The following is a 26971-nucleotide window of genomic DNA, read 5'->3' on the forward strand; positions in this document are numbered from 1 at the left end:
AAATACCTTTAAAAGTTAATTAACAGCAGTTTGCTGCACGCTCAGGGCGGTTACCCATTGCATTGAGTCGATTTAAATCATCGTTATAAAATTCAATATTAGCGCTACGGGTTTGTGCTAGTACATTTTCAGCCCACTCTGGTAGGGCTTTATTAATACTGTAATACACCCATTGATTTTGCTTACGATCGCTCAATAAGCCACATTGCCTAAGCTGGGCTAAGTGACGAGATACTTTAGGCTGGCTAAGCTCAAGGGCTGCCACAAGCTCGCATACACATAATTCTTGCTCATGGCTAATTAGCAGCATGGCTTTTAAGCGCGTATCGTCAGCTAAGCATTTATAAAACTGTAGTGGGTTGAGTTGTTCCATAGCGTCCTCGTTTGGTTTATGCACATACAATAAAACAAAAAACAAACATATGGAATAGTGAATATATGAAATTTCGAATGTAACTAGATTTATCTATTTTCAATTCATTTATAAATATAGTAGCGAATAAAAAACACGCGATGATCACTCATGGCGTGTTTTTATAAACAAAAAAAAGAGGTAAATTAAATAACTGAAAGTTCTACCTCAATATTACCACGTGTTGCGTTTGAGTATGGGCATACTTGATGTGCTTTATTTACAAGCTCTTGCGCCGCTGCTTTATCCATATCACCTAGTGATACAGCAAGCTTTACAGCAATACCAAAACCGCCTTCAATAGCACCAATAGACACTTCAGAGTTAATGTAAGTATCGCTTGGTAAAGCAACTTTTTCGCTACCGGCTACAAATTTAAGCGCACCAATAAAACAGGCTGCATAACCTGCTGCAAATAATTGCTCTGGATTAGTGCCTTGCCCATCATCACCACCTAACCCTTTAGGCGTTGATAAGTTAACATCTAAACGACCATCATCCGATTTAGCTACCCCTTCACGTCCGCCTGTTGCCGTTGCTTTTGCTGTATAAGCTACATTTTGTAATACATTCATAGTGAACTCCTAAGATTTAAAATTTTCACATTACTTACTTTGTGTGCAAAATAATAGAACAACTAAATTCTGATTGCAAATACTTTGCATGCAAACTAAAATACTCTGTATTGAAATGAAGGATAAAACGATGTCGTTTGAACAGTTAAAATTAAAAAATCAGCTATGCCATCGTTTATACATGGCGTCCAACAGCATAGCCCGTGCCTATCGAGAACCTCTAGCTGAGCTTAACCTTACCTATCCTCAGTATGTTGTTATGATGGCGCTGTGGGAACAAGATGAAGTAACCATCGCTGAGCTAATAGATAAAACCGCAATTGATGGTGGCGCGCTTACTCAAATATTAAAAAAGATGACCAGCAAGTCACTACTTAACGTTATAAAGGACGAACACGATAAGCGTAAGCGTTTGGTGCAATTGACTCACACGGGTCAATCTTTAAAACTTAAAGCTGCTGATATTCCAAAAACAATTTTCTGTAAATTTGACAGTATCGACACTAACCAAGCACAGCAATTAATGAAGTTACTCGATTTAATCGTTAGCGACTTAAGCACCCAGACTGAAGATGAAAGTGTCGATGCTAAAGACAGTCCCAAGTTAGTGCAAACCTAGCGTAAATTTATCCAATGTGGTGCTTAAGCTTTTTTATAGTTTAGTTATAAAAAATTAACTTATTGATTTATATTCATAAAATATTCAAATAACAATTGGCATACTTCTTCCTACTCCCTTATTGACGTTAGCAACACCAAGGAACAAGCTATGTTTAATTTTTATAATACTTTGTATTTTTTGTGGCGTTTGGATATTAGCGTTTGGCAAGTAAACGAACCAACAAATACGCATACCACCAGCGAAAAAGAGCGAATGTACTCTCGTTGAACTATTTTTGAACAGACTTTGCAAGCTGAGTCATAGCGTTGTATTGTAAAAGACTATTTAACCGGATAGTGGAACGTGTATGCATGCTTTAGAAGTTAATTTTGACGGCTTAGTCGGCCCTACTCACAACTACGCAGGTTTGTCGTATGGCAATGTTGCCTCGTTAAATAACGCGGCGAGCTTTTCAAATCCGCAAGAAGCTGTGTTGCAGGGCTTGGCTAAAATGAAAGCCATGCACGATAAAGGCTTAACCCAAGGGGTATTTGCACCTCATGCTCGTCCAGATTTAAATGTATTGCGGCGTTTAGGGTTTACTGGCAACGATGCACAAGTCATTAATAAAGCCTTTAAAGCCGATCCTATTTTATTGCGCGCCTGTTACTCTGCCTCTGCCATGTGGACCGCTAATGCAGCCACCGTATCGCCTTCACCTGATACTAACGACGGCAAGGTACACTTTACTGCGGCTAATCTAAACAATAAATTTCATCGCTCTTTAGAGCCAAACACCACTACACGTTTGCTCAAAGCGATGTTTAATAACGAACAATATTTTGCACACCATTCACATTTGCCTGAGCAAGGTTTTTTTGGTGATGAAGGCGCAGCAAACCATACTCGCCTGTGCGACAGCCATGGTGAAACCGGCTTAGAATTATTTGTATTTGGTGCAAGTGCCTTTAACAGTCAGCTTGTTAAACCCATTAAGTTCCCTGCAAGGCAAACTTTGGAAGCGTCTGAAGCCATTTGTCGATTGCACAATATAAAAGATACCAGCCAAATACTATTACAACAAAACCCTGATGTGATTGACCAAGGCGTATTCCATAATGATGTAATCGCGGTGGGTAACGCCAATGTTTTATTATGCCATCAGCAGGCGTTTTTAAATCAAACGCAAGCATTAGACGATATCCGCGAAGCCTATGTAGGTAACAAACAGCTTTATATTATTGAAGTGCCAACCAGCAAAGTGAGTATTCAAGATGCTGTCAGTAGTTATTTATTTAATAGCCAACTGGTTAGCCTTAGTGACGATGCAATGTTGCTCGTTGCCCCACAAGAATGCCAGCGTAATCCTGCTGTAAAAGCGTATATTGAAGAGCTAATTATTGCCGATAACCCCATAAATCAAGTGCAATTTTTTGATTTGCGCCAAAGTATGCAAAATGGCGGCGGACCTGCTTGTTTGCGTTTACGTGTGGCGCTTAATAGCCAAGAATTAGCAGCGGTAAATCCAGAGATTATTTTAAATGAGCAAAAGTACATTCAATTATGTGATTGGGCTACGCGCCATTACCGCGATAAGCTTGGTGCCAACGACTTTGCAGACCCTGCTTTACTTACCGAAAGCTACCAAGCCCTTGATGAGTTAACACAATTACTGAGCTTGGGATCAGTTTATCCCTTCCAATTAGAAGCCTAAGCTTTTTTTATAGGGGGAAGATACACAGTATTTAAATCTTCTTCCTGTAATTAATAATTTTAATTCAATTTAGGTTAAGTTTTTGTATCTATACTGAGTGATACTTTAAAGTATTTGGAAACCTAACATGAACTTAAAATCAACATTACTTAGTAGCGCCGTCTTATTAGCATTAACGGGTTGTGGTTCATCAAATGATGACTCCCCTATTACTCCTACCGATCCGCAAAAATCAACGTTCAGTTTAGGAGTTTCAGATGCGCCAGTAACAGGCTTAAAAGCGGTTAATGTAGTTTTTGACTCTATCACCCTTCGTTCACAAGGTGGCGAAGATTTTAGCTTCGAAACACGTGAAGCCAGCGATTCAACCGAAGCTGAAATGGTTAACTTATTGGATTACACTGGCGATGATATTTTTTCCTTACTAGAGGGCGAAGACGTACCTGCAGGTGAATACGCGTGGATACGTGCTGATGTAATTAATGGTGATATAAACAACCTAACCGAAACTTCGCATGTTGTTTATGAAGATGACAGCACTGCACCGTTAATCGTAAAACGAAAAGGCAATGACGGGATCGGTGAAATTCAACTTGATGGTTTTACTCTGAATCAAACGGACAACACTTTTGTACTTGAATTTGATCTTAAAAAATCGTTAGTTGCGCCACAAAGCGGTAACGAAATAGTATTAAAACCACGTGGAGTTCGTCTTGAAAACCTCGCTGAGTCACAAGATATTGAAGGTACAGTAAGCGAATCACTTTATGCAAATTGTGAAACCGATAACATTGAGGTTGCCGCCGAAGATGGTTCATTTGGCCATGCTGTTTACTTGTATAACAGTGATGTAGAGCAACCACTTGATAATTACGAAGTCACTGAGGGTGAAACCCCTTTAGACGCACCATTGGCTACTGCAAATGTTGTACTTAACAATGAAACTAGCCAATATGAATTTGAACTAGCATTTATTACGCCTGGCGATTATCAGCTAGGTTATACCTGTAACGCGCATATTGATGATGCCGAACTACAAGATGAAGCGTTTACCCTATATCAAGTTAAGCCGGTGGCGGTTGTAGCCGGTGAAGATACCGAAGTGACATTTGATATTGCTCAGTAAGCATCAACTTTATAAATTCTAGCCCGCACCTGCGGGCTTTTTTTTTGGAGGAACTATGACACATAAAGTAATTTTAATTACCGGTGCATCTAGTGGTATTGGCGAGGCGACCGCTAAAACATTAGTTAATAATGGTCACAAAGTAATATTAACTGCGCGCAGTGAAGATAAACTCAATAAACTAGTTGATGAGTTAGGCCATGAAAGTGCATTTAGCGTTTCAGCCGATGCCACTCAGTTTAGCGAGCTTGAGAGTGTAGTAAGTAAGGGCATTAAAAAATTTGGGCGATTGGACGCAGCATTCGCTAACGCGGGCATGGGTGTGTCATCACCTGGCACCGAAAATGGCGACCCCAATGAGTGGTCAACCATGGTTGACCTTAATATTAAAGCGTTGTTGTGGACCGCAAAACTCACTTTGCCTCACTTACGTGAAAACCAAGGGCATTTTATTTTAACCAGCTCTGCAGCAGGAAGAAGACCCATTGACGGCTCTATATATGGTGCTACTAAATGGTTTGCACATGGCTTTGGTCAAAATTTAGCAGAGGAAATGAAACCATGGCATGGTCGCTGTACCACTATTGCACCAGGCATGGTGAACACGCCTTTTTTTGATGAAGCAAAACCAGATAAGCTCGACCCTCAAGACGTGGCCGATGCGGTATTATTTGCCATTGAAGCTAATCAGCGTAATAGCGTGCGCGAAATCTATTTAATGCCCACCAACTAATAAAATATAAAGGCCAATATTTATTGGCCTTTGCTTTAAAAGTACTTAATTGTGCTTTGTTAAAATTACTTTCGACTAAATCAATGAAAAGTCACACATTGAAACCTCCCTTACCATGCTAAATCACAACTTTATGTCTACTATATAAAGAAAGTAATTCAATAACTGGAACCCATTTAATGGCTCCCAATAAAACTAATAATATGCCGACTCATCAATATGTTACTAATGACCCGTTACACCAGCTTTTTGATGCTGTCGATTCAATATCAGTGCAAGGTTATGATGAGCAACGACGTGTAATTTATTGGAATAAAGGCAGTGAATTGCTTTATGGGTATTCACAGCAAGAAGCCATTGGCAAAAAACTCGAAGATTTAATTATACCCACACCAATGCGAGAGCCCGTAATTGAAGCCCATAGTAATTGGATTAAGCATGATATTGAAATTCCCGCCTCAGAACTTATCCTCAAACATAAAGAAGGTAATGATGTGGCTGTATTTTCAAGCCATGTTATGTTTACCAATCAATACGAAACAAAACAAATGTATTGTATTGATGTTGACCTGTCTGAGGTGCATAAAGCGCAAGCTGAAGCCACATTTAATGCCAGTATGTTGAAGACTATCTTTGAAGCCATTCCTGACTTATTTTTTGTACTAGAGCAAGATGGCACTATTGCTGACTATCACGCAAACAATAACAACGATCTGTATGTCTCACCTAAGCAGTTCATTGGTAAAAAAATGATTGATGTACTACCTGAAAAAGTAGCTCATAAGTTTCAACTTCATATTGAAAAAGCAACAACGCAAGGAAAGATGGTCAGCTTTGAATACGAATTAAACATGCCTGAGGGCATAAATTATTATGAGGCGAGGGTACGTTTATTAGCTAAGAAAAGCCAAATGATGGTGATAATTCGTGATATTAGTGAGCCACACCGCTCCGCTGAACTAATTCGCCGTCAGGCACATTTTGATAGCTTAACGGCTCTACCTAATCGCTTTTTATCGCTTGATCGATTATCGCAGATATTAATGGAAGTACAAAAAAATCATGTAAAAGCCGCTGTATTCTTTTTAGACCTTGATGATTTTAAAAAGGTAAATGACTCTTTAGGCCACGAAGTCGGCGACAAATTGTTAATTGAAGCGGCACATAGATTACAACAAGCACTGAAAAAAAATGACACGGTTGGGCGTTTGGGTGGTGATGAATTTATTGTTTTAATATCCAGTTTAGATGATGAAAGCGATGCCTTAGTAATTGCTGATCGGTTACTTAAAGCATTTAGAAAGCCCTTTAAACTCGAAGGCAGAGACTTAATACTGACATTAAGTATTGGTATTGCAATTTCCCCTAAAGATGGCACCTCTGCGTCGGTATTATTACGAAATGCGGATACGGCTATGTATCAAGCTAAAGCTTTGGGTCGCAATACCTCTTCTTTTTTCACCCCGCAAATGAACGTTGCAATGCGCCGCCGTTTTGAAATAGAAGAGCAAATGCATGGTGCACTGGAGCGAAACGAATTTGAGCTTTATTACCAACCGCAAATAGATGTAAAAACAAACACTATCATTGGCGCTGAAGCTTTGCTACGTTGGCATAATATTGTGTTAGGGGAAATTACCCCTGATGAATTTATTCCTATTGCTGAACAAACTGGCTTAATTGCACCTATTGGTGTGTTTGTTATTAATCAAGCTTTACGTTTCTTAAATGAATGGCAAACTGTCAACAACCAGCAATACACCATGGCTGTTAACTTATCGCCGCGTCAGTTTAGAGAACCAGAGCTGGTGAATATAATTATTCATGCTCTTAATGAAAACACCATTAGTAACGAATGTTTAGAATTAGAAATTACCGAAGGGGTACTAATGAATAGCCAAGCCTCAATTCATGATGCCTTAGTGCAAATTGATGAGCTGGGCATAAAACTGTCAATGGACGACTTTGGCACAGGCTATTCATCATTAAGTTACTTACGAGAATACCCTTTTGATGTGCTAAAAATTGACCGTAGCTTTATTGCAGGGATAACAGATAACAAGGCCGACTGTAATTTAGTAAAAGCGGCCATAGCGATGTCACACAGCCTAGAAATAAAAGTAGTTGCAGAGGGAGTAGAAACCAAAGAGCAGCTAGATTTACTCAACGAGCTAAACTGCGATATTGCTCAAGGATTTTATTTAAGTAAGCCCTTGCCGGCCGCCAAGCTGCTCAATTTTTCATTGCGTTACTTAAAAGCACTTTAGTTAAAAAGTGCTTTTATAGTTATGTTTTAGCTCATGATTTTAAAGAGTAAATCGCGCACAGTAGCGGGCTCAAACGGTTTGTCACATATTGCGTCCACACCCGCTTGAGCAATGTTTGCTAAATGGGTATCGTTGGCCTCTGAACTCACCATAAGTATTGGAATATGTGAGTACGCATTCGACTGCCTTACCGTTTCGGTTAGTTCTTTACCATCCATTTCTGGCATATTGTAATCTGTAACAATTAAATCAAATGATTGATTATTAAGTATTTCAATCGCTTGTTTACCGTCTTCTGCCTCTACAGGTTCAGGAATACCCATCCCCGCTAGCACTCGTATTATATGTTTTCGCGCAAAACGACTGTCATCAACCACCAATACGCGAAGTAAAGTGACATCAAAGTGCTCTAGCTCCACCTCTTGCTCGCTAATAATATCCAAAGTCGCTTTTAGCGCACGGGTGATCTCGTCGGCACTAAACGGTTTTGGTAAAATAGCTAATACACCCGACTGCCTAAGTTGCTCTAAATGGCGCTTATTACGCTCGCTCGACACCAGCATAAACGCCTGCTGCTCAGTATTGCTGTTACTGCGTATTACCTGCAATAAAGAATCTGCAGTACCGTCACTAAAATACATACTACTGATCACTAAATCTGGGTGGAAATTTGATAAAGCAGCCAGCGCGCTTTCTTGAGTACTGGCCGTTTCAATTTGTGTAACCCCACACTGAGCCAGTGATTTTTTTATTAGCTTTTGTTGCACTTCAGAAGGCTCAACTAATAAAATAGATAAGTTAGCTATTGCCGTTAAATCACTCATTTCAATCCTGTTATTAGTCTTTATATAATTTTTTATAACCTTCATTATAAAGCAATAACTTATAAGAAAAAGCTAAAACAGCAACAAAACAACTTGTTTACCCAAACTCAACAAACTCAGCTTAAAAACGATAGTTTATCCCCGCATAATAACGTCTGCCTGAATAGCTTGAGTTTAATAGCCGAGACTCTGTGTCATTACCTAGGCGCTTTACCGACTCAGATTTAGTTAAATTAATCACCGCGGCTGTCAGGCTCAAGTCCTCTAATAAAGTAATTGATGCATTTACATCAACTTGCTCGTATGGGTCTTGATACACGTTTAAACCACTATTTAAACCCAACACGGTTTCACCCCGCTTGTTGTAAGAAGCACGAATATTAAAAGCATCTCCCTCATAATATATCGAGGTATTGTACTGGTACTTAGCACTGCCAATTAAAGGCGATTTACCAAACTCTTTACCATCTACTTCTACATCGGCCTTATTGGTTTTGTTATAGGTGTAATTTGCATAAAAGCCAAAGCCACTATCAAAGGCATGCTGTATAAATACTTCCGCCCCTTTAGATACGGCATCAGTGCCATTGCCTACGGTGCTATATGGCGATACTGTAATATTTCCCGCATCAACTATGCCCTCTTTGCCGGCAAAGTTTTGCTGTGAATCAATCACCAAAGGCACGACGAAGTTATCAACAGTTTTATGAAATAGTGCTAAACCAATGGCAGAACCTTCGCTATAGTAATACTCAATCGATAAGTCAGCTTGTATTGACTCAAATGGTTTTAAGTTTTTATTACCCCCGCTACCACTAAAACCCGGAATTTCATTAAATTCAGCTCTGTCGTCGGCCCACTCATCTGAGACAAAGGTAATGCGTTGTTGTGCGCCTAAATCTGCATAATCAGGGCGAGACATCACTTTAGCAACCGCGCCTCGCACCACTACATCATCACTTATATCCCATGCAATATTAAAGCTAGGTAAAATTTGGGTATCGGTATTCTCTTGAGTAATGAGTTGATAGTCTTCAACAAATCTATCATCTCCCGTTACCGACTCGCCGGTGTCATCATTGGTATGATCCAATAAATAAGTATATAGGTCGGTTGATGATGTCATGGTTTTCGTGCGCACAACCCGTACCCCTAAATTACCGCGCACGCTATCAAATTCAAAATCACCTTGTAGATAAAATGCCGCTATTTGTTCTTCTATATCATAAATGAAGTTATCTTCTTTGCGCGTATACGGCACATAATTACTGGTCACAATATCGCGGTATTTATCCCAATCAATGCCTGGCATTTGGTTTATATTAAAACCACCAGCAATGTTAGCTTCGTTGATAAACACATCTTGTGCTAGTGGCATGCCATTGTTCCACTGGTAGCTGTCAAAACGAGTGATCCCACCCTCACTGGCTTCTGCTGCGGCAATATCAAAATTAGGATCTAAAAAGAAGGTATTCCCCGTTTCACGGTGAAGCGTGGCTTCTCGGTACTTAAGCCCAGTTTTAATTGTTCTTAAGATGCCCCAATCGGTATAAATATCAAAGTCAGCTTGGTAGTAATCTTCTTCAAGTTCACTTCGCACAAAGCTTGAATTTGACGAACCCGGATCGCGCCCACCACCCACACCATTGAGTAAGTTAGCTAACGTATTTGGATCTATATTTAAACTAATATCGTTCTCATTAATTTTCCAACCCGCTGTTTGCGCGGCATTTTCTATGCGGTTTTCATTTTCACCCGCGTTAGAACTTTTATAGGCTGCTTCCCAACTCTCTTTCGGGCCACCTTCAGAACGTGTATTACCCGCCACAAAACGGGCTTTGAAGTAATCACCTTCGTAGGTTAAGTTGAGATCAAAAGTGTCAGAGGTTGACTCTTCACGCACATAGCTGCCTCGCATCCACGGCAATTGCATATCATTTTCTATGCCACTTGCAGCTGCATCAAATTGCATTCCATTAACTATCGTGCCTGACTCATCCAAACTTACATCGGTTAAAAAGTCAGGATTTAAAGACCACTCAGGTATATCAATCACCGACTCAGTTCTATTTTTATCAAGTGAAAATCCAAAATAGTTAAAACCAATTTCTACTCGGCTAGTTGGGCGCCACTGCGTGCTAAATTGTACCCCTTCTCGCTCACGTAATTCGTTTACAATTGAACCTCGAACCACTTGAGGGAACCAGACATTGTCATAGTTATTGCCCCGAGCATCGCTTATTGAACCCCACTGATTATTATTTTCAACCGGTGCGCCATTAACATCAACCGGGTTTTCACCAATAAAGCGCCACACATTTGCATCGGTGCCACCCGAAAGAGTTCGGTTAGTGCGTTTTTGTGAGGTGTAACCAAACAACACACCAAAAGTATCAGCATCGTTCTTCCAAGAATAAAGTGCGGTTACTTGCGGCTCAGATTCTTCAGTCACATCGGCATAAGTGCTTTCAATATTAATCACCCCTGAGTTTGCATCCATACTTAGCGGCTTACGACTATGCATTAATACCGTGCCGCCCACTCCACCTTCATCTAAACGTGCCTCTGGTGATTTATACACTTCCACGCTTTCAATCATGGCTGAGGGGAGTAATGCATAATCAAACGAACGAGATGGCTCGCCTGGTGATGACGCAATAAAATTACCATTTAACTGAGAAAAGGTGAGTTCAGATGATAACCCTCTAATACTTACCGATGAGCCCTCGCCTCCGTCACGGTCAATCACTACCCCTGGTACGCGTTGTAATGAGTCTGCGACGTTTTTATCAGGAAACTTACCAATATCTTCCGCTGTAATCGCATCAACCACAGAGCTAGACAAACGTTTTATATCTAAATTAGCTGCCATACTGGAACGGATACCGCGTACCTCAATTACTTCCATATCTTTACTTTTTAATGCTTTATCTGCTGCTTCATCCGCATATGCATGATTAATCACAGACAAAATAGACATACACAGGGTTGATTTAATAAAAAGTGGGAGTGAGTGATGTGAAGCGTTGGTTTTCCGATGAGCGGTCATAGTTTTAACAGTTCCATTTAAAATACAGTTAATACTTAAAGATGATCGTACTAGCTAAAGATGGTACGAAAAAAGTAGCTGTATTTTACATAACCAAGCTTAATAGCTTGTTAATGCAAACTGATGAGTAACTGAATACCTTGTCAATAAATAGTCAATTCAAATATAAACAAGAAGTTAAGCAGCAAAATAACTATTTAGCTGCTTAGGAAGGAGTAACTAGATCAAACAACAAACACTATTATTTTTTATCACTAATAGCCTGAATATAATAACCTAAACTCGCATGAGAAAGTTCTCCCATATGACTGGTGACTAACTCACCTTGGCTATTATAAAACAAAGTGGTTGGTAAGCCCGCAGCACCTGATTCGCGACTCACATTACTGCTTTGGTCAAAAAACACATGGTTTAGGTCGAGTTGCTGTTCATTAAGGAACGCTTTTACCGTGTGTAAGTCTTCACCTTGATTGACAAACGCCACCGTAATATTTGGATTATTTTTTTGAGCCGCTTGTAGCACCGGCATTTCTTTTCGACACGGCGGACACCACGACGCCCAAAAGTTAATCACCACCGGCTTACCTTTAAAGTTTTGTAAGTTAACTTGCTGGCCTTGCATATTATGCACAACCGATTGCGGTAATTGCACACCCGTTTGGTAAATAGACAGCGCAAAATTAGGAATAATCATTGAACAAAAACCTACAAACCCAGCAATAGCGTAGTTTTTCATTACCGCTTTTTTACCACGCGCATAAAATGCTAAAACCACTATGCCGCTGAGCCAACCATAGTAACCAATAAAGCCACCGTCGCTAATATTAAAAAGCTGCCACCAATTACCTTGATAAGCATCCCACATAGTAAACACAAACGCTAAACGCGAGGCTAAAAAGCCCACTACAACTGCTTTAAAAACCGTATCTAAAATCGCTTTTTGTAATGGATGTTGGCGCGTTAATAAATAGGTAAGCCCCCAAAAAATGCCTAACCCTAAAAAAATAATTAACTGAGAAATGGAAATAACTAAAGGCCCAAGAGAAATACTTAACATTGCTACCGTCTTCTTATAATGAATTTAAGTACCTAAAATAACGGGTACCAGCATGAATTAAACGCCAACAATAACATAGTGTAAACTGTACTGATTATTAATAACGCATAATAGGTTATGTATACCAGCAGCAATACAAAAGCTATTTACCTAGTTAACATTGTTGCTGTATGTACTCCAATGCAGTCATTTTTTTATAACTTACATTTGAGTGCAATACATGAGTAGGTTCAGGATCAACAATTTCAATTGGAATAGCATAATTACGTGCAATCTCTAGTGCCATCTGGGTAATGTTTACACTAAACGAAGTACCCATAAATACCATTTTATCGGCATTTATTATTCGCTGCTGCGCCTCAGTAATGCGGTATAGCTCGGTGTAATATTCATCAAATAACAGCACAAAGGGCTTTAAAGAATAATTAAGCTTAGGCTGGTTATTTTCAATATTGAATAGCTCCAGTAAAGAGCGATGTAAGTTACTCTCATCTACATTATTCCATAACGTAGCTTGTGGTGTAACGTCATCACCTTGATGATGAAACACGGTCATTTGATCAAGCCGACCATGAATTGCAATGTAATTTTTATTACCCGCCTTACCATCTAGCCCATCAATATTTTGAGTTATTAGGTTTTTGTCGCTTAGCCAACTATGCACTTCATTAGGACCATGATGACGATAAGTTGCGAAGCGATGATAATACCAAGCTAAAAACTCACTTGGATTATTTTCATACATTGCGCGAGTGGCCATTTCCATAGGCGTATAATTTTTACTACCAATGGTCCAAAAACCATCTTCACCACGAAAAGTAGGAATACCGCTAGCAGCACTCACACCCGCCCCAGTAATGTATAACGTATTCATAAAGCCATCCCTTATATTCAGTTTTATAAACCTATAATACTTTATAAAACTGAATATTTAAGACTTTTACTCTTTAACTATTAAGCCATGAACATTTCGCTGAAAATAAAAAACAGATAACAAAGAAGCTCTTTACATTGTTAATTTAATTCAATTACGCTACAGCCTTTTTAATTACTGATACGTTGGGAACTATAGCAACAATCAACAAAAACTAATTTGTTACAATGTATTTAGCTTTCTAAAAAAATATGGGTAATCTACTTATTAAGTAACTCCCCCATCAATCTCACATACTTTTCAGCTAATTCGTCCACACTTTCTCGATGATTAGGATCGGGCTTTATGCAGTCAATGGGGCATACACTGACGCAGGTCGGCTTGTCGTAGTGGCCTACGCATTCAGTACATTTTGTTGGGTCGATTTGGTAAATTTTAGCGCCCATATAAATTGCTTCATTTGGGCACTCTGGATCGCACATATCACAGTTAATGCATTTACTATTTATGAGTAAAGCCATGATTTAACCACTAACCACGGCTTTTTTAAACGGATTGCGGGTATCTTGGTTTTCATCCAAATTGCGCATCAGTATGGCGTGCTCTAAATCGATAGTGTCAGGCAGTGGAATTTTTACAATGTGGCCTGAACCTTTGGCATCGGTAATGCTTTCGCCTTTTTTATTTTCCATACTTTCTAGGGTAAAGCTAATATTGCCTTTCGGCGTCATTAGCTCTAATGAATGGCCGACACAAAACTTATTTTTTACATCTATTTCAACCAAACCATTAGCATTACGCCCTAATACCTCACCTACAAATTGCTGCTGAGTTGATACAGAGTGACCATATTCATAATTTTGATAATCTTGATGAGCATGGCGCTTTAAAAAACCTTCGGTGTAACCACGGTGTGATAAGTTCTCAAGGGTTTTAAATAAGTCTGCATCAAATGGTTTACCTGCAACGGCATCGTCAATTGCTTTACGGTATACTTGTGCGGTACGGGCTACATAATAAAATGACTTAGTGCGCCCTTCTATTTTAAGGCTGTGCACCCCCATTTTTGTTAGTTGCTCTACGTATTGCACGGCGCGTAAGTCTTTTGAGTTCATGATATAAGTACCATGCTCGTCTTCAAATGCAGGCATATATTCACCCGGGCGACCTTGCTCTTCAAGCATAAAAACATCGTTGCTTGGTGCGCCTTCACCTAACGTAGGTATAACCGTTTTAAGGTCAATTTTATGTACCATTTCACCGGTTTCATTCTCAGTACCGGGTTTAACATCGTACTCCCAACGACACGCATTGGTGCACGTCCCTTGGTTAGGATCGCGTTTATTAATATAACCTGAGAGTAAACAGCGCCCTGAATAGGCCATACACAGTGCGCCATGAACGAATACTTCTAGCTCGGTTTCAGGGCACAGTGTGCGTATTTCATTTATTTCTTCAAGCGATAGCTCACGAGATAAAATTACCCGCTCAATACCTTGCTTTGCCCAGAACAATACACTGGCATAGTTTACTGCATTAGCTTGTACTGAAAGGTGAATTGGCATATCAGGCCATTTTTCACGCACTAACATAATTAAACCCGGATCAGACATGATCAATGCATCCGGCTTCATAGCAATTACCGGTTCTATATCTCGTAAATACGACTTAACTTTTGCGTTATGCGGCGCAATATTCGACACCACATAAAACTTTTTATTTAGCGCATGTGCTTCGTTAATCCCTATTTGTAAAGTATCTAAATCAAATTCATTATTGCGAACCCTTAAACTGTAACGAGGTTGGCCGGCATACACAGCGTCTGCCCCATAGGCAAAGGCATAATGCATGTTTTTTAAGCTACCAGCAGGGCAAAGTAGTTCAGGAGTAAACGGGGTTGAGGAAGTAACAGCTGACATGTGCGCTCCATACATCGAACCGGGTTCAAGCCGGTTGCATGAATAAGTATTAAAGCGCGCAAGTATAATGAGTGGTCAAAAGAGAAACTTTGATCAAGATCATCAAAATTTCTCTTCTGTGCTAAAAATGAAGAGCAGCAAATTTAAGTTATTTTTTACTACTTAATTGATTAGAAAATTGGCTAACCGCATCAACAACTTGTTGTGCGCCTTTTTTAATGTCATTCATCACATGGCCCGACTCATTAGAAAGATCTAATCCTTGTTGAGCTTTGTGTTTGCCCTGCTCTATAGCAGCCACCGTTGATTGGGTTAAATTTTGGTTTTGCTGTACAACATCCACAATCTCTTCAGTCGCTTTACTGGTTCTTGAAGCAAGTAAACGCACCTCATCAGCAACTACAGCAAAACCTCGGCCTTGCTCACCTGCTCTTGCAGCTTCAATGGCAGCATTGAGTGCTAGCAAATTCGTTTGATCTGCAATGCTGCTGATACTTTGCACTATACTGGCAATAAGTTGCGATTGTTTATCTAATGCTGAAATTTCTTTACCCGCTTGCTCCATTTGCACCGACAACTCATTCATAACTTGAACTGTTTTTTGTACCACCTCTGCGCCTTTATCCGCGTTATTATCGGTTTCGATAGAGGTTCCATGGGCAATACTCGCTGCTTGCTCTATAGCCAGCTCTCTTTCTACTTGGTCTGTGATCACCGTGGCAAATTTAACTACTTTGTAAAGCTCATTAGCTTCATTAAAAATCGGATTATACGACGCTTCTAACCATACTGAATGACCGTGTTTATCAATTCGCTTAAATCTGCTCGCAATAAACTCGCCATTACGCAATCGTTGCCAAAATGCTTGATATTCTTTACTGCTGGCTTCTTGCTCATCACAAAACATTCCATGGTGCTTACCTATTACTTCTTGCTTTGAATAGCCCATACTTTTTAAGAAGTTGTCGTTAACACGCAGCACCATACCTTGGGTGTCAAATTCAATCACCGCCGTAGAGCGGTGCAATGCTTTTATTAAATCTTCATTCTCTCTTGAGCTTTCAATTATTTGTGTCAGCACAGTGCAGTGCATAGTCAAATACTCAAGCTGACCTTGATCATTTTTTATTGGGTGTAAAATGCAGCGTAACCAATCTCGTTGGCCGTTTTGATGGGATACTTGAATAGCGCCCGCATAATGCTGAGCTTTACTTATCGCTTTTTTAAAAGCATGGAAATCGGCGTTATTTCTAGCATTTTCAGCAATGAAGTCTAAAATATTTTTATTAATTATTTGGTTATTTGAGTAGTTAAACTCTCGTTCAAAGTTTTTATTTTGTCTTAAAATAGCACCTTGCTTATCAAGCTCTAATACCAGCATTTCACTGTCTAAACTTTGTTTAACCTGCTCCCTTACAGAAAGCTTACTTTGTAAATCAGCGATTTGATTTTTTAAAGATTGGTTAAAAAACATATTGTTACCTTAGTGTTTGCATGCTTGCAACATGCTTTCGGGGTTTATACGCATTTATGAAAAATGAGACTTTAAACGATGTAAATCAGAGTATAGCGCAAGTTTATAAAAGTAAATGAACGTAAAAATATCGTTTTTGGTTCATAAATAGAGGCTTGATAAATTAAAAAGGCCAGCAAAGTAGAATAAATTAGGTTTTTTCGACTAAAACGCGTATAATTCGCGCCCGTTAATATTCAACCTTTTATTTAAATTATTGGAGCACAAAGATGGCTTTAGAGCGTACTTTTTCAATCGTAAAACCTGATGCAGTTGCTAAAAACCACATCGGCGCAATCTACAACCGTTTCGAAACTGCGGGTCTTAAAATCGTTGCAGCTAAAATGGTTCACCTTTCACAAGAGAAAGCTGAAGGTTTCTACGCTGAACACAGCGAACGTCCTTTCTTTGGTGCTTTAGTATCTTTCATGACATCTGGTCCAGTAATGGTTACCGTTCTTGAAGGCGAAAACGCTGTTCTTAAAAACCGTGAAATCATGGGTGCTACTAACCCTGCTGAAGCACTAGCTGGCACTTTACGTGCAGACTACGCTGATAGCATCGACGAAAATGCGGTTCACGGTTCTGACGCTGTTGAATCTGCTGCTCGCGAAATTGCGTACTTCTTCGCTGACGAAGAACTTTGCCCACGTACTCGTTAATTCGAGTTCACAGCTAACCCTGTGATGCAAAGTATGAAAAGGGCTTTCGAGCCCTTTTTTAGTCATTACGTAAAGTATTAACCGTTTATTTATGATGTTTTACTTAATGATTATAGTGGGTGAATTGTGTACAATTCTCCCTTGTAAATTTTTACCATCACCGCCACCGATTGAGGTTGTTACATGACCGAGCAAAAAAAGATTAATTTATTAGATTTAAACCGAGATGCAATGCGAGAACTATTCGTATCATTCGGTGAAAAGCCATTTCGTGGCGATCAGGTGATGAAATGGATTTATCATTTTGGCCTAGATAATTTCGACGAAATGAGCAACGTAAACAAAAAACTCAAAGAAAAGCTTAAAAATGAGTGCGAAATTGTTGCACCCGAAATTTCAGTTCGCCAGCAAGCCAGCGACGGTACTATTAAATATGCACTAGTACTAGAAGGCGGCCAAGAAGTTGAAGCCGTGTGGATCCCAGAAAAAGATCGCGCTACGTTATGTGTATCATCTCAAGTGGGCTGTGCACTGGAATGTACTTTTTGCTCAACGGCACAACAAGGCTTTAACCGTAACTTAAAAGTATCTGAGATTATCGGCCAAGTATGGCGTGTAGCCAAAGATATTGGCCTTGATGGCAACAGCGAAAAGCGCCCTGTCACTAACGTTGTGATGATGGGTATGGGCGAGCCGCTCCTTAATGTTAAAAACGTAGTCCCAGCGATGGAGCTGATGATGGACGACTGGGGCTTTGGTTTATCTAAGCGCCGCGTCACATTAAGTACCTCAGGTGTGGTACCTGCCCTTGATTTATTGAAAGAAAAAATAGACGTAGCGCTGGCAATTTCACTGCATGCGCCAGATAACGCCCTGCGTGATATTTTAGTACCGATCAATAAAAAATACCCAATTGAAGAATTTTTAGCGGCCTGTCGTCGTTACATTGATGGTTCAAAAGCCAATAAAGACGTGACAATTGAATATGTAATGCTTAACGGCGTTAACGATAGCACCGATCAGGCTCATGAACTTGTTAAAACGCTAAAAGGAACACCCTCTAAGGTAAACCTTATTCCGTTTAACCCATTCCCAGGTAATGAATATACCCGTTCAAGTAACAGTCGAATCGACCGTTTCTCTAAAGTATTACAAGCTGCGGGTATTACCTGTATTGTTCGTCGTACTCGCGGGGATGACATTGATGCTGCATGTGGTCAGTTAGCTGGCGATGTTGTAGACCGTACTAAGCGTATGGCTAAAAAGAAAATGCGCGATGAAAACGCGATTGCAGTGAACATTCATCAAGCTTAATATTTGCTGAGTAATCAGAAGTCTTTGTGATATGTCGTTTATTTTTAAATAAATGATGCAACACAAAGGCTTTGAGGTAAGATAGGGGTTATGGATATAAATAAAGAGACAAAGTAATGCGATCTTTACTTACGTTAGCACTATCAACACTGTTTTTGAGCGGTTGTGTTACTGAAAATAGTTACAACGGCAGCGATAAACCCGTTCTCGAAAATAAAATTAATAACGATGGTGCTGCTCGCACGCGCATTGCGTTGGCGTTACAGTATTTAAGTACAGGTAATAACTCTCAAGCAAAATACAACCTAGAACGTGCCAATGAGTACGCCCCTAACTTACCCGAAGTACACTACTCTTTAGCATACTATTATCAACAAGTTGGCGAAAATGGATTGGCCGACAAAGCCTATCAAAAAGCACTGGCTATTAAGCCAAACGATCCTAACACCTTGAATAACTATGGCACGTTTTTGTGCAGCATTAATGAGTATGATCGCGCCACCGATCAATTTTTAAAAGCGATTGAAATACCCAGTTATATTCGTGTAGCACAAAGCTATGAAAATTTAGCCCTATGTGCCATTGAGTTTAATGATTTCACTAACGCCGAAAGCTATTTTCAGCAGGCGCTAAACCATAGCTCACAACGCGCATCTACATTAATAAGTTTAGCCGCTTTATATTATGCAAAAAGTGACTTGTACAAAGCCAGTAACTTAATAAAACGTTATGACGACACCGCACAAGTTTCTTCTCGCGCCTTGTTGCTTGGTTATTTAGTTAAACAGCGTATGGGCAGAATTGAAGAAGCAGAAAAAATTGCGGCAACTTTACTACAAACTTACCCGAGTAGTATGCAAGCTAACGCCATTCGCGATAACCAGTTAAGACAAACAGAATTTGAAGTACTGCGTGAAAAATACCGCCAAGCACAGCTAGATGAATTGCAAGAAGGCAGTCAATCCAATCAAATTATTGCTGAGCCAAAAATAAAGGTTATTCGTAAAAAGAGCCCCGTGCAGGCTTCAAATAGCGAAGCGTCAATTGAGCAAACTAAAACAAATACGCAAGATGATTAACCCCCTTTAACTGTAAACAAAAATATAGCGTAAAGGGTGACGCGTAAATGCGTGTTTTAGGGTAAAGCAATTTAGCATTTCAGTGTGATAAAATGCTAAACTGCTACGGATAAGGTGTATTAAAGCACTTAAAAACAGATAAGCTTTAGCTAAACGCCACAAAGTTATTATAGTATTGCATGTAGTACCTTTTTTAATGCGCCTTAGCAACAAGAATTAACTAAAAATAAAAACGCAGTCTTACTCTTGTTGTTAAGCTAAAACATAAACTTTTACTAGTGGATCCAAACTGATACACATTATGAATGAAGATAATACACAACCGCAGAGCGATGAACCCTCTGTAGGTCAAATACTAAAAACACATAGAGAAAATGCAAATATTAGCCTTGCTAAGATTGCCTCGTTATTAAAATTAACTGAATCACAAGTTCAGCATATTGAAAACGATGAATATCATTTACTGGGCGCAAAAACATTTGTTAAAGGCTATATAAAAAATTACTGTCGCACACTAAACATTGATAGCACCGCTATTTTAGCCATGCTGCCTGCTTTTAGCACATCAGATAAGCCAGTAGATATGCAAAGCTTTTCAAGACGTACAGAAAAAGAAGCGCATGACAGTCGACTGATGACGGTAAGCTATTTAATACTAGCCATTGTTATTGGCTCATCAGCTGTATGGTGGTGGCAAAATGCAACGCCTATTGATGAACAAACTAACACTATTAATGCTAATAATTCATTTATTACTCAGCAACAAGAAAATACAAAACGACTTGCTGAAGCGGCTGATGAAGTGCAATTAGATGATGTTGAGCCTGCGCAACAAACAAATTCAGCATTACAAAATGAGCAACAAACTATTCAGGCTGCTCCCCTAAACGACGCACAAAGCCCGAGCGAGCCAACAAACACTGATTTAAGCACTATTTTTATGATGTTTAATGACGAGAGCTGGGTAGAAATTCACGATGCCAACGATGAAAAAATTGCATTTGGTGTAAAAAAAGCAGGCTACGAAATGACCTTAACTGGTGTAGCGCCTTTTTCAGTGGTTTTAGGCAAGCATGATGTTGTAAGTATTACCCTAAATGGTGAGCCAGTTGATATTTCGGCTTTTCCTAAAAACCGTTTAGCTAAATTTAAATTACCCTTAGCAGAGTAGTCGCTATGTTTTCAGAATCTCCTATAAAACGCAGAAAATCCACCCGTATTAACGTGGGTAATGTTCCAATTGGTGATGGTGCACCAATTGCCGTGCAGTCAATGACTAACACAGACACAATGGACATTGATGCCACTGTAGCTCAAATTCAAGCGATTCAAGATGCCGGTGCTGACATAGTCCGTGTATCTGTTCCAACTATGGATGCCGCTGAAGCATTTAAAAGTATTAAAGAGCAGGTATCGATACCGCTGGTTGCTGATATTCACTTTGACTACCGCATTGCATTAAAAGTAGCAAAGTATGGCGTTGATTGTTTACGTATTAACCCAGGAAACATTGGCAGTGAAGAGCGTATTAGAGCGGTTGTCGACTCAGCCCGTGAGCACAACATTCCAATTCGTATTGGCGTAAATGGTGGCTCACTTGAGCGCGACCTACAAGAAAAATACGGCGAGCCAACACCTGAAGCCTTACTTGAATCGGCTATGCGCCATGTAGATATATTACGTCGCTTAGACTTTGACCAATTTAAAATCTCGGTGAAAGCGTCAGACGTATTTTTAGCGGTTGGCGCGTATCGTCTACTTGCAAAAGAAATCGACCAGCCACTGCATTTAGGTATTACCGAAGCAGGCGGCATGCGCTCTGGTTCAGTTAAATCGGCTGTTGGTTTAGGCATGCTATTGGCTGAAGGTATTGGTGACACACTGCGAGTATCACTAGCTGCTGACCCAGTACAAGAAATAAAAGTAGGCTTTGATATATTAAAATCATTGCGTATTCGTTCTCGCGGCATTAATTTTATTGCCTGTCCTAGTTGTTCACGCCAAGAGTTTGATGTGGTGAGCACCATGAACCAGCTTGAAGAGCGCTTAGAAGATATTATTGAGCCAGTTTCAGTGTCAGTCATTGGCTGTGTGGTTAACGGGCCAGGCGAAGCATTGGTTAGTGATATAGGCCTTGCCGGCGCAAACCGTCGCTCAGGTTTATACATTAATGGTGAGCGACAAAAAGCACGCATTGATAACAACAATATTGTTGATCAACTCGAAGGCTATGTACGCGACTTCATTGAACAGAAGCAACAACAAACACCTATTGATATAAAAATCGTAGAGTGATGTGTTGTTGCAGCATTATGTATTTAATTGACCTTTTTTAGTCGCGGCACTCACAGCGTAGTATAAATTACGTACACCCCGCTACACTCGCAATTACCTTATAGTTAAGGTTATAATGCAGGGTCGATTTTTTAGTTTTACGTGGTTGCAGCCCAGAGCTGCACATAAACAGATTTAGGATTTATCAGTGGCAAAACAAATTCAGGCAGTTCGCGGTATGAACGATTGCCTGCCAGGCGATACGCAAGTTTGGCAGAAAGTAGAGCACATTTTACGCGAGACCGTATCATCGTTTGGTTATCAAGAAATTCGTTTTCCAATTGTAGAATCAACCGACCTATTTAAACGCTCTATTGGTGAAGTGACCGATATAGTTGAAAAAGAAATGTACACCTTTGCCGATCGTAACGGCGATAATTTAACTCTGCGCCCAGAAGGCACTGCAGTGTGTGTACGTGCAGGTAACGAAAATGGCCTGTTATACAATCAAGAACAACGCCTTTGGTACATGGGTCCAATGTTTCGCCATGAACGACCACAAAAAGGTCGCTACCGTCAATTTCACCAATTTGGTTTAGAGACTTTTGGTATTGCCAGTGCCGATATTGACGCCGAAGTTATTTTACTCACGGCGCAACTTTGGGAAGCATTTGGCATTACTGACCATGTGCGTTTAGAGCTTAATTCATTAGGTTCAAACGAAGCTCGCGCGCAGTACCGTGATGCCTTAATCGCCTTTTTAGAACAACATACCGATGTACTAGATGAAGACTCTAAGCGTCGTATGTACTCTAACCCGCTGCGCGTTTTGGATACTAAAAACCCAGATATACAGGCAATATTAGTGGATGCGCCAAAATTATCTGAACATTTAGATACTGAATCAAAAGAACATTTTGAAAATTTATGTGAACGATTAGATGCCGCAGGCGTCAAATACACGGTTAATGAAAAGCTAGTTCGTGGCTTAGATTATTACAACCGTACTGTATTTGAATGGGTAACCGATAGCTTAGGTGCACAGGGTACAGTATGTGCCGGTGGTCGTTATGATGGCTTAGTTGAGCAATTAGGTGGTAAATCAACCCCTGCGGTAGGGTTCGCAATGGGTTTAGAGCGTTTGGTTTTACTACTTCAAGCACTTGAATGTGTAGGTGACATACGCCGTAGTGCTGATGTATATTTAGCAGCCATGGGCGACAAAGCCAGTATTCAAGCCCCTATTATTGCTTCTACCTTACGTCGTGACGTCCCTGGATTACGGGTTATGGTGCACGCAGGTGGTGGTAACTTTAAAAAACAACTTAAACGTGCTGATAAAAGCGATGCTCTTGTTGCAGTCATTATCGGTGAAGATGAATTAGAGCAAGGCGTTGTGACTATTAAATATTTACGTGAGCGTAAAGAACAAGTCACACTAGAATTAGAACAAGCTAAAACGTTACTTGCAGAACTAATTAATAGCTAAATTATATAAAGCGTAAGTAGTTAAGCGCTTTAACAGAGGTAAGCATGGAAATTTATTCAACAGAAGAACAACAAGCAGAAGCAATTAAACGTTTTTTTCGTGAAAACGGCCTTTCACTAGCCTTAGGCGTTATTGTAGGTTTAGGTGGTTTATATGGCTGGAAAGCATACAACCAAAATCAAATTACCACTGCAGAGCAAGCATCTGATGCATACACTAAGCTTGTTGAAAGTGACAGCGTATTAGCGTCTGCTGATGCATTTATGAGTGAAAACAAAGACACTCAGTACGCAACTTTAGCGGCATTTGTTGCTGCAAAAGAAGCAGTAGATACACAAAAACTAGATGTAGCAAATGAAAAACTAAGCTGGATTGTAACTAACGTTGATAACGCCCAGCTTAAAGCCATTGCAACAACACGTTTAGCGCGTGTGCAAATTGCTCAACAGCAATACGATGATGCATTGAGCACATTAAATGCTCCTCTTCCTGAAGCGTTTAACGCAAATGTGGCTGAATTAAAAGGTGACATTTACACTCAGCAAGGCAATAAAGAGCAAGCACGCGTAGCTTACCAAGCTGCTGTTGATGCCGGTGGATTAACGAGTAATCCTCTTTTACAAATTAAGTTAGATGACCTAGCAGTAACTAGCCCAGCGGCATAAGGTTTTAGGCATGAGAAAAATAACAACAGCAACGCTCGCCCTATGTATGGCAACCCTAATGGGGTGTTCTTCAAGTGATGATGAAGAAGAACTGGTGCTTCCAGAAATAGCCAATCAATTTGAAACTGATGTGGTATGGCAAGAATCAATTGGTAGCGGTGTAGAACATTACTTTTCACGCCTATCACCCGCTGTTTATAAAGAAACAGTGTACGTTGCTAACCGTGAAGGCCAAGTAGAAGCCTTATCACTTGCCAACGGCGATACCCAATGGGAAACCGACGTTCGCCAAGATTTATCGTTTTGGCCTTGGAGCGATAACGATAGTGCAAAATTATCAGGCGGAATATTACAAGCTTATGGTAAAATCTATTTAGGCTCTGAACATGGTTACGTGATTGCGCTTGACCGTGAGACTGGTAAAGAAGTTTGGCGTAAAAAAGTACCTGGCGAATCACTCTCTAAACCCGCTGCAGGTGATGGCTTAATTTTTGTAAATTTAGCTTCAGGTAAGTTACTTGCGCTTCACCCAGATACTGGTGAAGAGCGCTGGAGCTTTGAGCAAGAAGTGCCACCGCTAACTTTACGCGGTCAAAGTTCACCTACTGTGGCTAACGGTGGGGTGTTACTAGGCTTAGAAACAGGTAAGTTAAGTGTTTTAATTTCTGAGAGCGGCTACTCGGCATGGAGTGCAGAAATTGCAGTGCCAAAAGGCGCATCAGAGTTTGAACGTTTAGTTGATGTAGACACGCAGCCTATTATTAGCGGTCCATTTGCTTATGCTATTGCATACAATGGTAACTTATCAGCAGTAGATATTCGTTCAGGTAATGTTGTATGGAAACGTGAATACAGCAGCTACCGTGAAATTAGCATGGATTTGCAAACAATTTACGTTGTTGATAGTAACGGCGTTGTTTATGCACTTGATAAAGATTCGGGCATTGAACGTTGGAGCCAACCCGCTCTACGTGGCTGGTACTTAACAGGTCCAGCGATTGCCGGTAATTATTTAGCGTTAGGTGACCAAGAAGGCAATTTGCATTGGTTAAATAAAGACACTGGCGAGCTAGTATCTCGTGAAGACTTTGACAGCTCAGGTTTTTTTGTTGAGCCCGTTGTCGCTGACGATAAATTGATTTTATACACCCGCGATGGTGAAGTTAGCGCGGTAAAAATACCGAACTAACTGTCTACTATTAGTGTAAGGCACTAATAGTTAATTATTTTTTGTAAGGCTTCGCACTGCGAAGCCTTTTGTTGTTTTTTAAAGAGGTAGTTTATGCTTCCCGTGATCGCTCTTGTAGGGCGACCCAATGTGGGCAAATCCACATTATTTAACCGTTTAACACGTACTCGTGATGCACTCGTTGCCGACTTTCCTGGCTTAACGCGTGATAGAAAATATGGCCAAGCAAATTACGATGGCTTTGAATTTATCGTGGTAGATACGGGCGGTATTGATGGCTCAGAAGAAGGTATCGAAACCGAAATGGCTGATCAGTCATTACTAGCCATTGAAGAAGCGGATATTGTTTTATTTTTAGTTGATGCTCGCGTGGGTATGACTGTGGCTGACCAAGCTATTGCTAACCACTTACGTAAGCAAGAAAAGAAAAGCTTTGTTGTTGCCAATAAAACAGACGGCATTGATGCCGACTCAAACTGTGCTGAATTTTATCAACTTTCACTTGGTGAAGTTCATCATATCGCTGCCGCACATGGCCGTGGTATTACTTTACTGCTTGAGCAAACTCTTCAGCCTGTTATTGCTGAACTTGCCGCTCTTGATGAAGATGTAGCCGATGACGATGAAGAACTTATCGACTTATATCAAGAAGGTGAAGAAGATGACACCGATCACCAAGCGTTTGCCGACAAGCCGGTAAAGCTGGCAATTATTGGTCGTCCAAATGTAGGTAAGTCAACCCTTACTAACCGTATACTAGGTGAAGACCGTGTTATTGTATACGATATGCCAGGTACAACCCGCGACTCAATTTACATTCCGATGACCCGTAACGACAAAGAATATATTCTTATCGATACCGCTGGTGTGCGTAAACGTAAAAAAGTAAGTGACGTGGTTGAGAAATTCTCAGTCATTAAAACGCTACAAGCAATCGAAGATTGTAACGTCGTGTTATTAGTGGTTGATGCCCGCGATGGTATTTCTGATCAAGACTTAAGCCTGTTAGGTTTTGCGCTTAACTCAGGGCGCTCATTAGTTATTGCCGTGAATAAGTGGGATGGTCTAGATAACTACGTTAAAGACCGTATTAAGACTGAGCTTGATCGTCGTTTAGGCTTTATTGATTTTGCCCGCCTACACTTTATCTCTGCTCTGCATGGTACTGGTGTTGGTCATTTATTTGAATCAGTTGACGAAGCGTATGAGTCGGCAACTAAGCGGATTAGTACTGCTATGTTGCGTCGTATTATGGACATGGCACAGGCCGACCATCAGCCACCACTTGTTCGTGGACGTCGTGTTAAGCTTAAGTATGCGCATGCTGGGGGCTACAATCCGCCACGTATCGTTATTCATGGTAACCAAGTACATGACTTACCTGATAGCTACAAACGCTACCTCATGAACTACTATCGTAAAGCACTAAAAATTATGGGTACGCCAATCAAAATTGAATTTAGAGAAGGCGATAACCCATTTGCAGGGCGCACTAATAAAGTAACCCTGTCGCAAAAACGTAAAATTCGCGCGTTTAGTAAAGAAAACCGCAATAAAAGCTAGGTGCTAGGTGCTAGGTGCTAGGTGCTAGGTCAAAATTAAATAGCGTACAATAAAAGTACGCTATTTTTTTTA

The 26971-nt window shown here is 40.3% G+C and carries 22 protein-coding genes and 1 pseudogene; 14 read left to right on the forward strand and 9 right to left on the reverse strand.

All coding sequences use genetic code 11. The annotated features are described in order from the left end of the window. Positions 1-19: 19 nt before the first annotated feature. Positions 20-373, reverse strand: a complete 354-nt coding sequence (locus tag BW139_RS04030; RefSeq protein WP_008108943.1) for a metalloregulator ArsR/SmtB family transcription factor — start codon at positions 371-373, stop codon at positions 20-22. 185 nt (positions 374-558) lie between these two features. Next, positions 559-987, reverse strand: coding sequence for an organic hydroperoxide resistance protein (locus BW139_RS04035; RefSeq protein WP_008108945.1), 429 nt, complete (start codon positions 985-987; stop codon positions 559-561). Between the two features lie 130 nt (positions 988-1117). Between BW139_RS04035 and BW139_RS04040 the strand changes: the two genes are divergently transcribed. The 5 genes from BW139_RS04040 (at position 1118) to BW139_RS04060 (ending at position 7428) form a co-directional block, all read left to right on the forward strand. Continuing rightward, positions 1118-1606: a MarR family winged helix-turn-helix transcriptional regulator gene (locus tag BW139_RS04040; protein ID WP_076918773.1), complete on the forward strand. Its 489-nt coding sequence runs from the start codon at positions 1118-1120 to the stop codon at positions 1604-1606. 349 nt (positions 1607-1955) lie between these two features. Continuing rightward, the gene (astB, locus tag BW139_RS04045) at positions 1956-3302 is read left to right on the forward strand and encodes an N-succinylarginine dihydrolase (protein WP_076918774.1); all 1347 of its coding nucleotides are present in this window, start codon (positions 1956-1958) and stop codon (positions 3300-3302) included. 127 nt (positions 3303-3429) lie between these two features. Then, positions 3430-4428 (forward strand): DUF4382 domain-containing protein, encoded by a 999-nt coding sequence (locus BW139_RS04050; protein ID WP_076918775.1) that lies wholly within the window; start codon positions 3430-3432, stop codon positions 4426-4428. 55 nt (positions 4429-4483) lie between these two features. Continuing rightward, on the forward strand, positions 4484-5161 hold the full coding sequence (locus tag BW139_RS04055) for an SDR family oxidoreductase (protein ID WP_008468653.1): 678 nt from the start codon (positions 4484-4486) through the stop codon (positions 5159-5161). A 179-nt stretch (positions 5162-5340) separates the two neighbouring features. Beyond that, positions 5341-7428, forward strand: coding sequence for a bifunctional diguanylate cyclase/phosphodiesterase (locus BW139_RS04060; protein WP_076918776.1), 2088 nt, complete (start codon positions 5341-5343; stop codon positions 7426-7428). A gap of 26 nt (positions 7429-7454) precedes the next feature. On the opposite strand, the gene BW139_RS04065 is transcribed toward BW139_RS04060, so the two are convergent. The 7 genes from BW139_RS04065 to BW139_RS04095 all read right to left on the reverse strand — a co-directional run bounded on the left by BW139_RS04065 (position 7455) and on the right by BW139_RS04095 (position 16625). Continuing rightward, positions 7455-8252: a response regulator gene (locus BW139_RS04065; protein ID WP_008468649.1), complete on the reverse strand. Its 798-nt coding sequence runs from the start codon at positions 8250-8252 to the stop codon at positions 7455-7457. A 121-nt stretch (positions 8253-8373) separates the two neighbouring features. After that, the gene (locus BW139_RS04070; protein ID WP_076918777.1) at positions 8374-11301 is read right to left on the reverse strand and encodes a TonB-dependent receptor; all 2928 of its coding nucleotides are present in this window, start codon (positions 11299-11301) and stop codon (positions 8374-8376) included. A gap of 241 nt (positions 11302-11542) precedes the next feature. Further along, positions 11543-12358 (reverse strand): TlpA disulfide reductase family protein, encoded by an 816-nt coding sequence (locus BW139_RS04075; RefSeq protein WP_076918778.1) that lies wholly within the window; start codon positions 12356-12358, stop codon positions 11543-11545. Positions 12359-12512: 154 nt separating this feature from the next. Next, entirely contained in the window at positions 12513-13232 is a 720-nt protein-coding gene (locus tag BW139_RS04080; protein WP_008468642.1) for a Sir2 family NAD-dependent protein deacetylase, read from the reverse strand. Positions 13233-13492: 260 nt separating this feature from the next. Next, positions 13493-13753 (reverse strand): YfhL family 4Fe-4S dicluster ferredoxin, encoded by a 261-nt coding sequence (locus tag BW139_RS04085; RefSeq protein ID WP_076918779.1) that lies wholly within the window; start codon positions 13751-13753, stop codon positions 13493-13495. Positions 13754-13756: 3 nt separating this feature from the next. Beyond that, entirely contained in the window at positions 13757-15151 is a 1395-nt protein-coding gene (gene yegQ / locus BW139_RS04090; RefSeq protein ID WP_076918780.1) for a tRNA 5-hydroxyuridine modification protein YegQ, read from the reverse strand. A 148-nt stretch (positions 15152-15299) separates the two neighbouring features. Next, complete coding sequence (locus BW139_RS04095; protein ID WP_076918781.1) at positions 15300-16625, reverse strand: PAS domain-containing methyl-accepting chemotaxis protein; 1326 nt, start codon at positions 16623-16625, stop codon at positions 15300-15302. Between the two features lie 269 nt (positions 16626-16894). On the opposite strand from BW139_RS04095, the gene ndk reads away from it, so the two are divergent. The 9 genes and pseudogenes from ndk to der all read left to right on the forward strand — a co-directional run bounded on the left by ndk (position 16895) and on the right by der (position 26899). Next, positions 16895-17326 carry a nucleoside-diphosphate kinase gene (gene ndk / locus BW139_RS04100; RefSeq protein ID WP_008111339.1) on the forward strand — a complete coding sequence of 144 codons (432 nt, stop codon included), beginning with the start codon at positions 16895-16897 and terminating at the stop codon, positions 17324-17326. 183 nt (positions 17327-17509) lie between these two features. Beyond that, positions 17510-18640 (forward strand): bifunctional tRNA (adenosine(37)-C2)-methyltransferase TrmG/ribosomal RNA large subunit methyltransferase RlmN, encoded by a 1131-nt coding sequence (locus BW139_RS04105; protein ID WP_076918782.1) that lies wholly within the window; start codon positions 17510-17512, stop codon positions 18638-18640. Between the two features lie 116 nt (positions 18641-18756). Next, positions 18757-19704: pseudogene (pilW, locus tag BW139_RS04110) on the forward strand (type IV pilus biogenesis/stability protein PilW); the annotation flags it as partial. A 316-nt stretch (positions 19705-20020) separates the two neighbouring features. Continuing rightward, positions 20021-20890 carry a RodZ domain-containing protein gene (locus BW139_RS04115; RefSeq protein ID WP_008111346.1) on the forward strand — a complete coding sequence of 290 codons (870 nt, stop codon included), beginning with the start codon at positions 20021-20023 and terminating at the stop codon, positions 20888-20890. Between the two features lie 5 nt (positions 20891-20895). Continuing rightward, the gene (ispG, locus tag BW139_RS04120) at positions 20896-22014 is read left to right on the forward strand and encodes a flavodoxin-dependent (E)-4-hydroxy-3-methylbut-2-enyl-diphosphate synthase (RefSeq protein ID WP_008111348.1); all 1119 of its coding nucleotides are present in this window, start codon (positions 20896-20898) and stop codon (positions 22012-22014) included. A gap of 187 nt (positions 22015-22201) precedes the next feature. Then, positions 22202-23482, forward strand: coding sequence for a histidine--tRNA ligase (gene hisS, locus BW139_RS04125; RefSeq protein WP_076918784.1), 1281 nt, complete (start codon positions 22202-22204; stop codon positions 23480-23482). 44 nt (positions 23483-23526) lie between these two features. Next, positions 23527-24147, forward strand: coding sequence for a tetratricopeptide repeat protein (locus BW139_RS04130; RefSeq protein WP_076918785.1), 621 nt, complete (start codon positions 23527-23529; stop codon positions 24145-24147). 10 nt (positions 24148-24157) lie between these two features. Continuing rightward, positions 24158-25336 (forward strand): outer membrane protein assembly factor BamB, encoded by a 1179-nt coding sequence (gene bamB, locus BW139_RS04135; protein WP_008111354.1) that lies wholly within the window; start codon positions 24158-24160, stop codon positions 25334-25336. Positions 25337-25429: 93 nt separating this feature from the next. After that, positions 25430-26899 (forward strand): ribosome biogenesis GTPase Der, encoded by a 1470-nt coding sequence (der, locus tag BW139_RS04140; RefSeq protein WP_076918786.1) that lies wholly within the window; start codon positions 25430-25432, stop codon positions 26897-26899. Positions 26900-26971 lie beyond the last annotated feature (72 nt).

It is taken from the genome of Pseudoalteromonas sp. SK18 (assembly GCF_001974855.1).
Classification (GTDB): domain Bacteria; phylum Pseudomonadota; class Gammaproteobacteria; order Enterobacterales; family Alteromonadaceae; genus Pseudoalteromonas.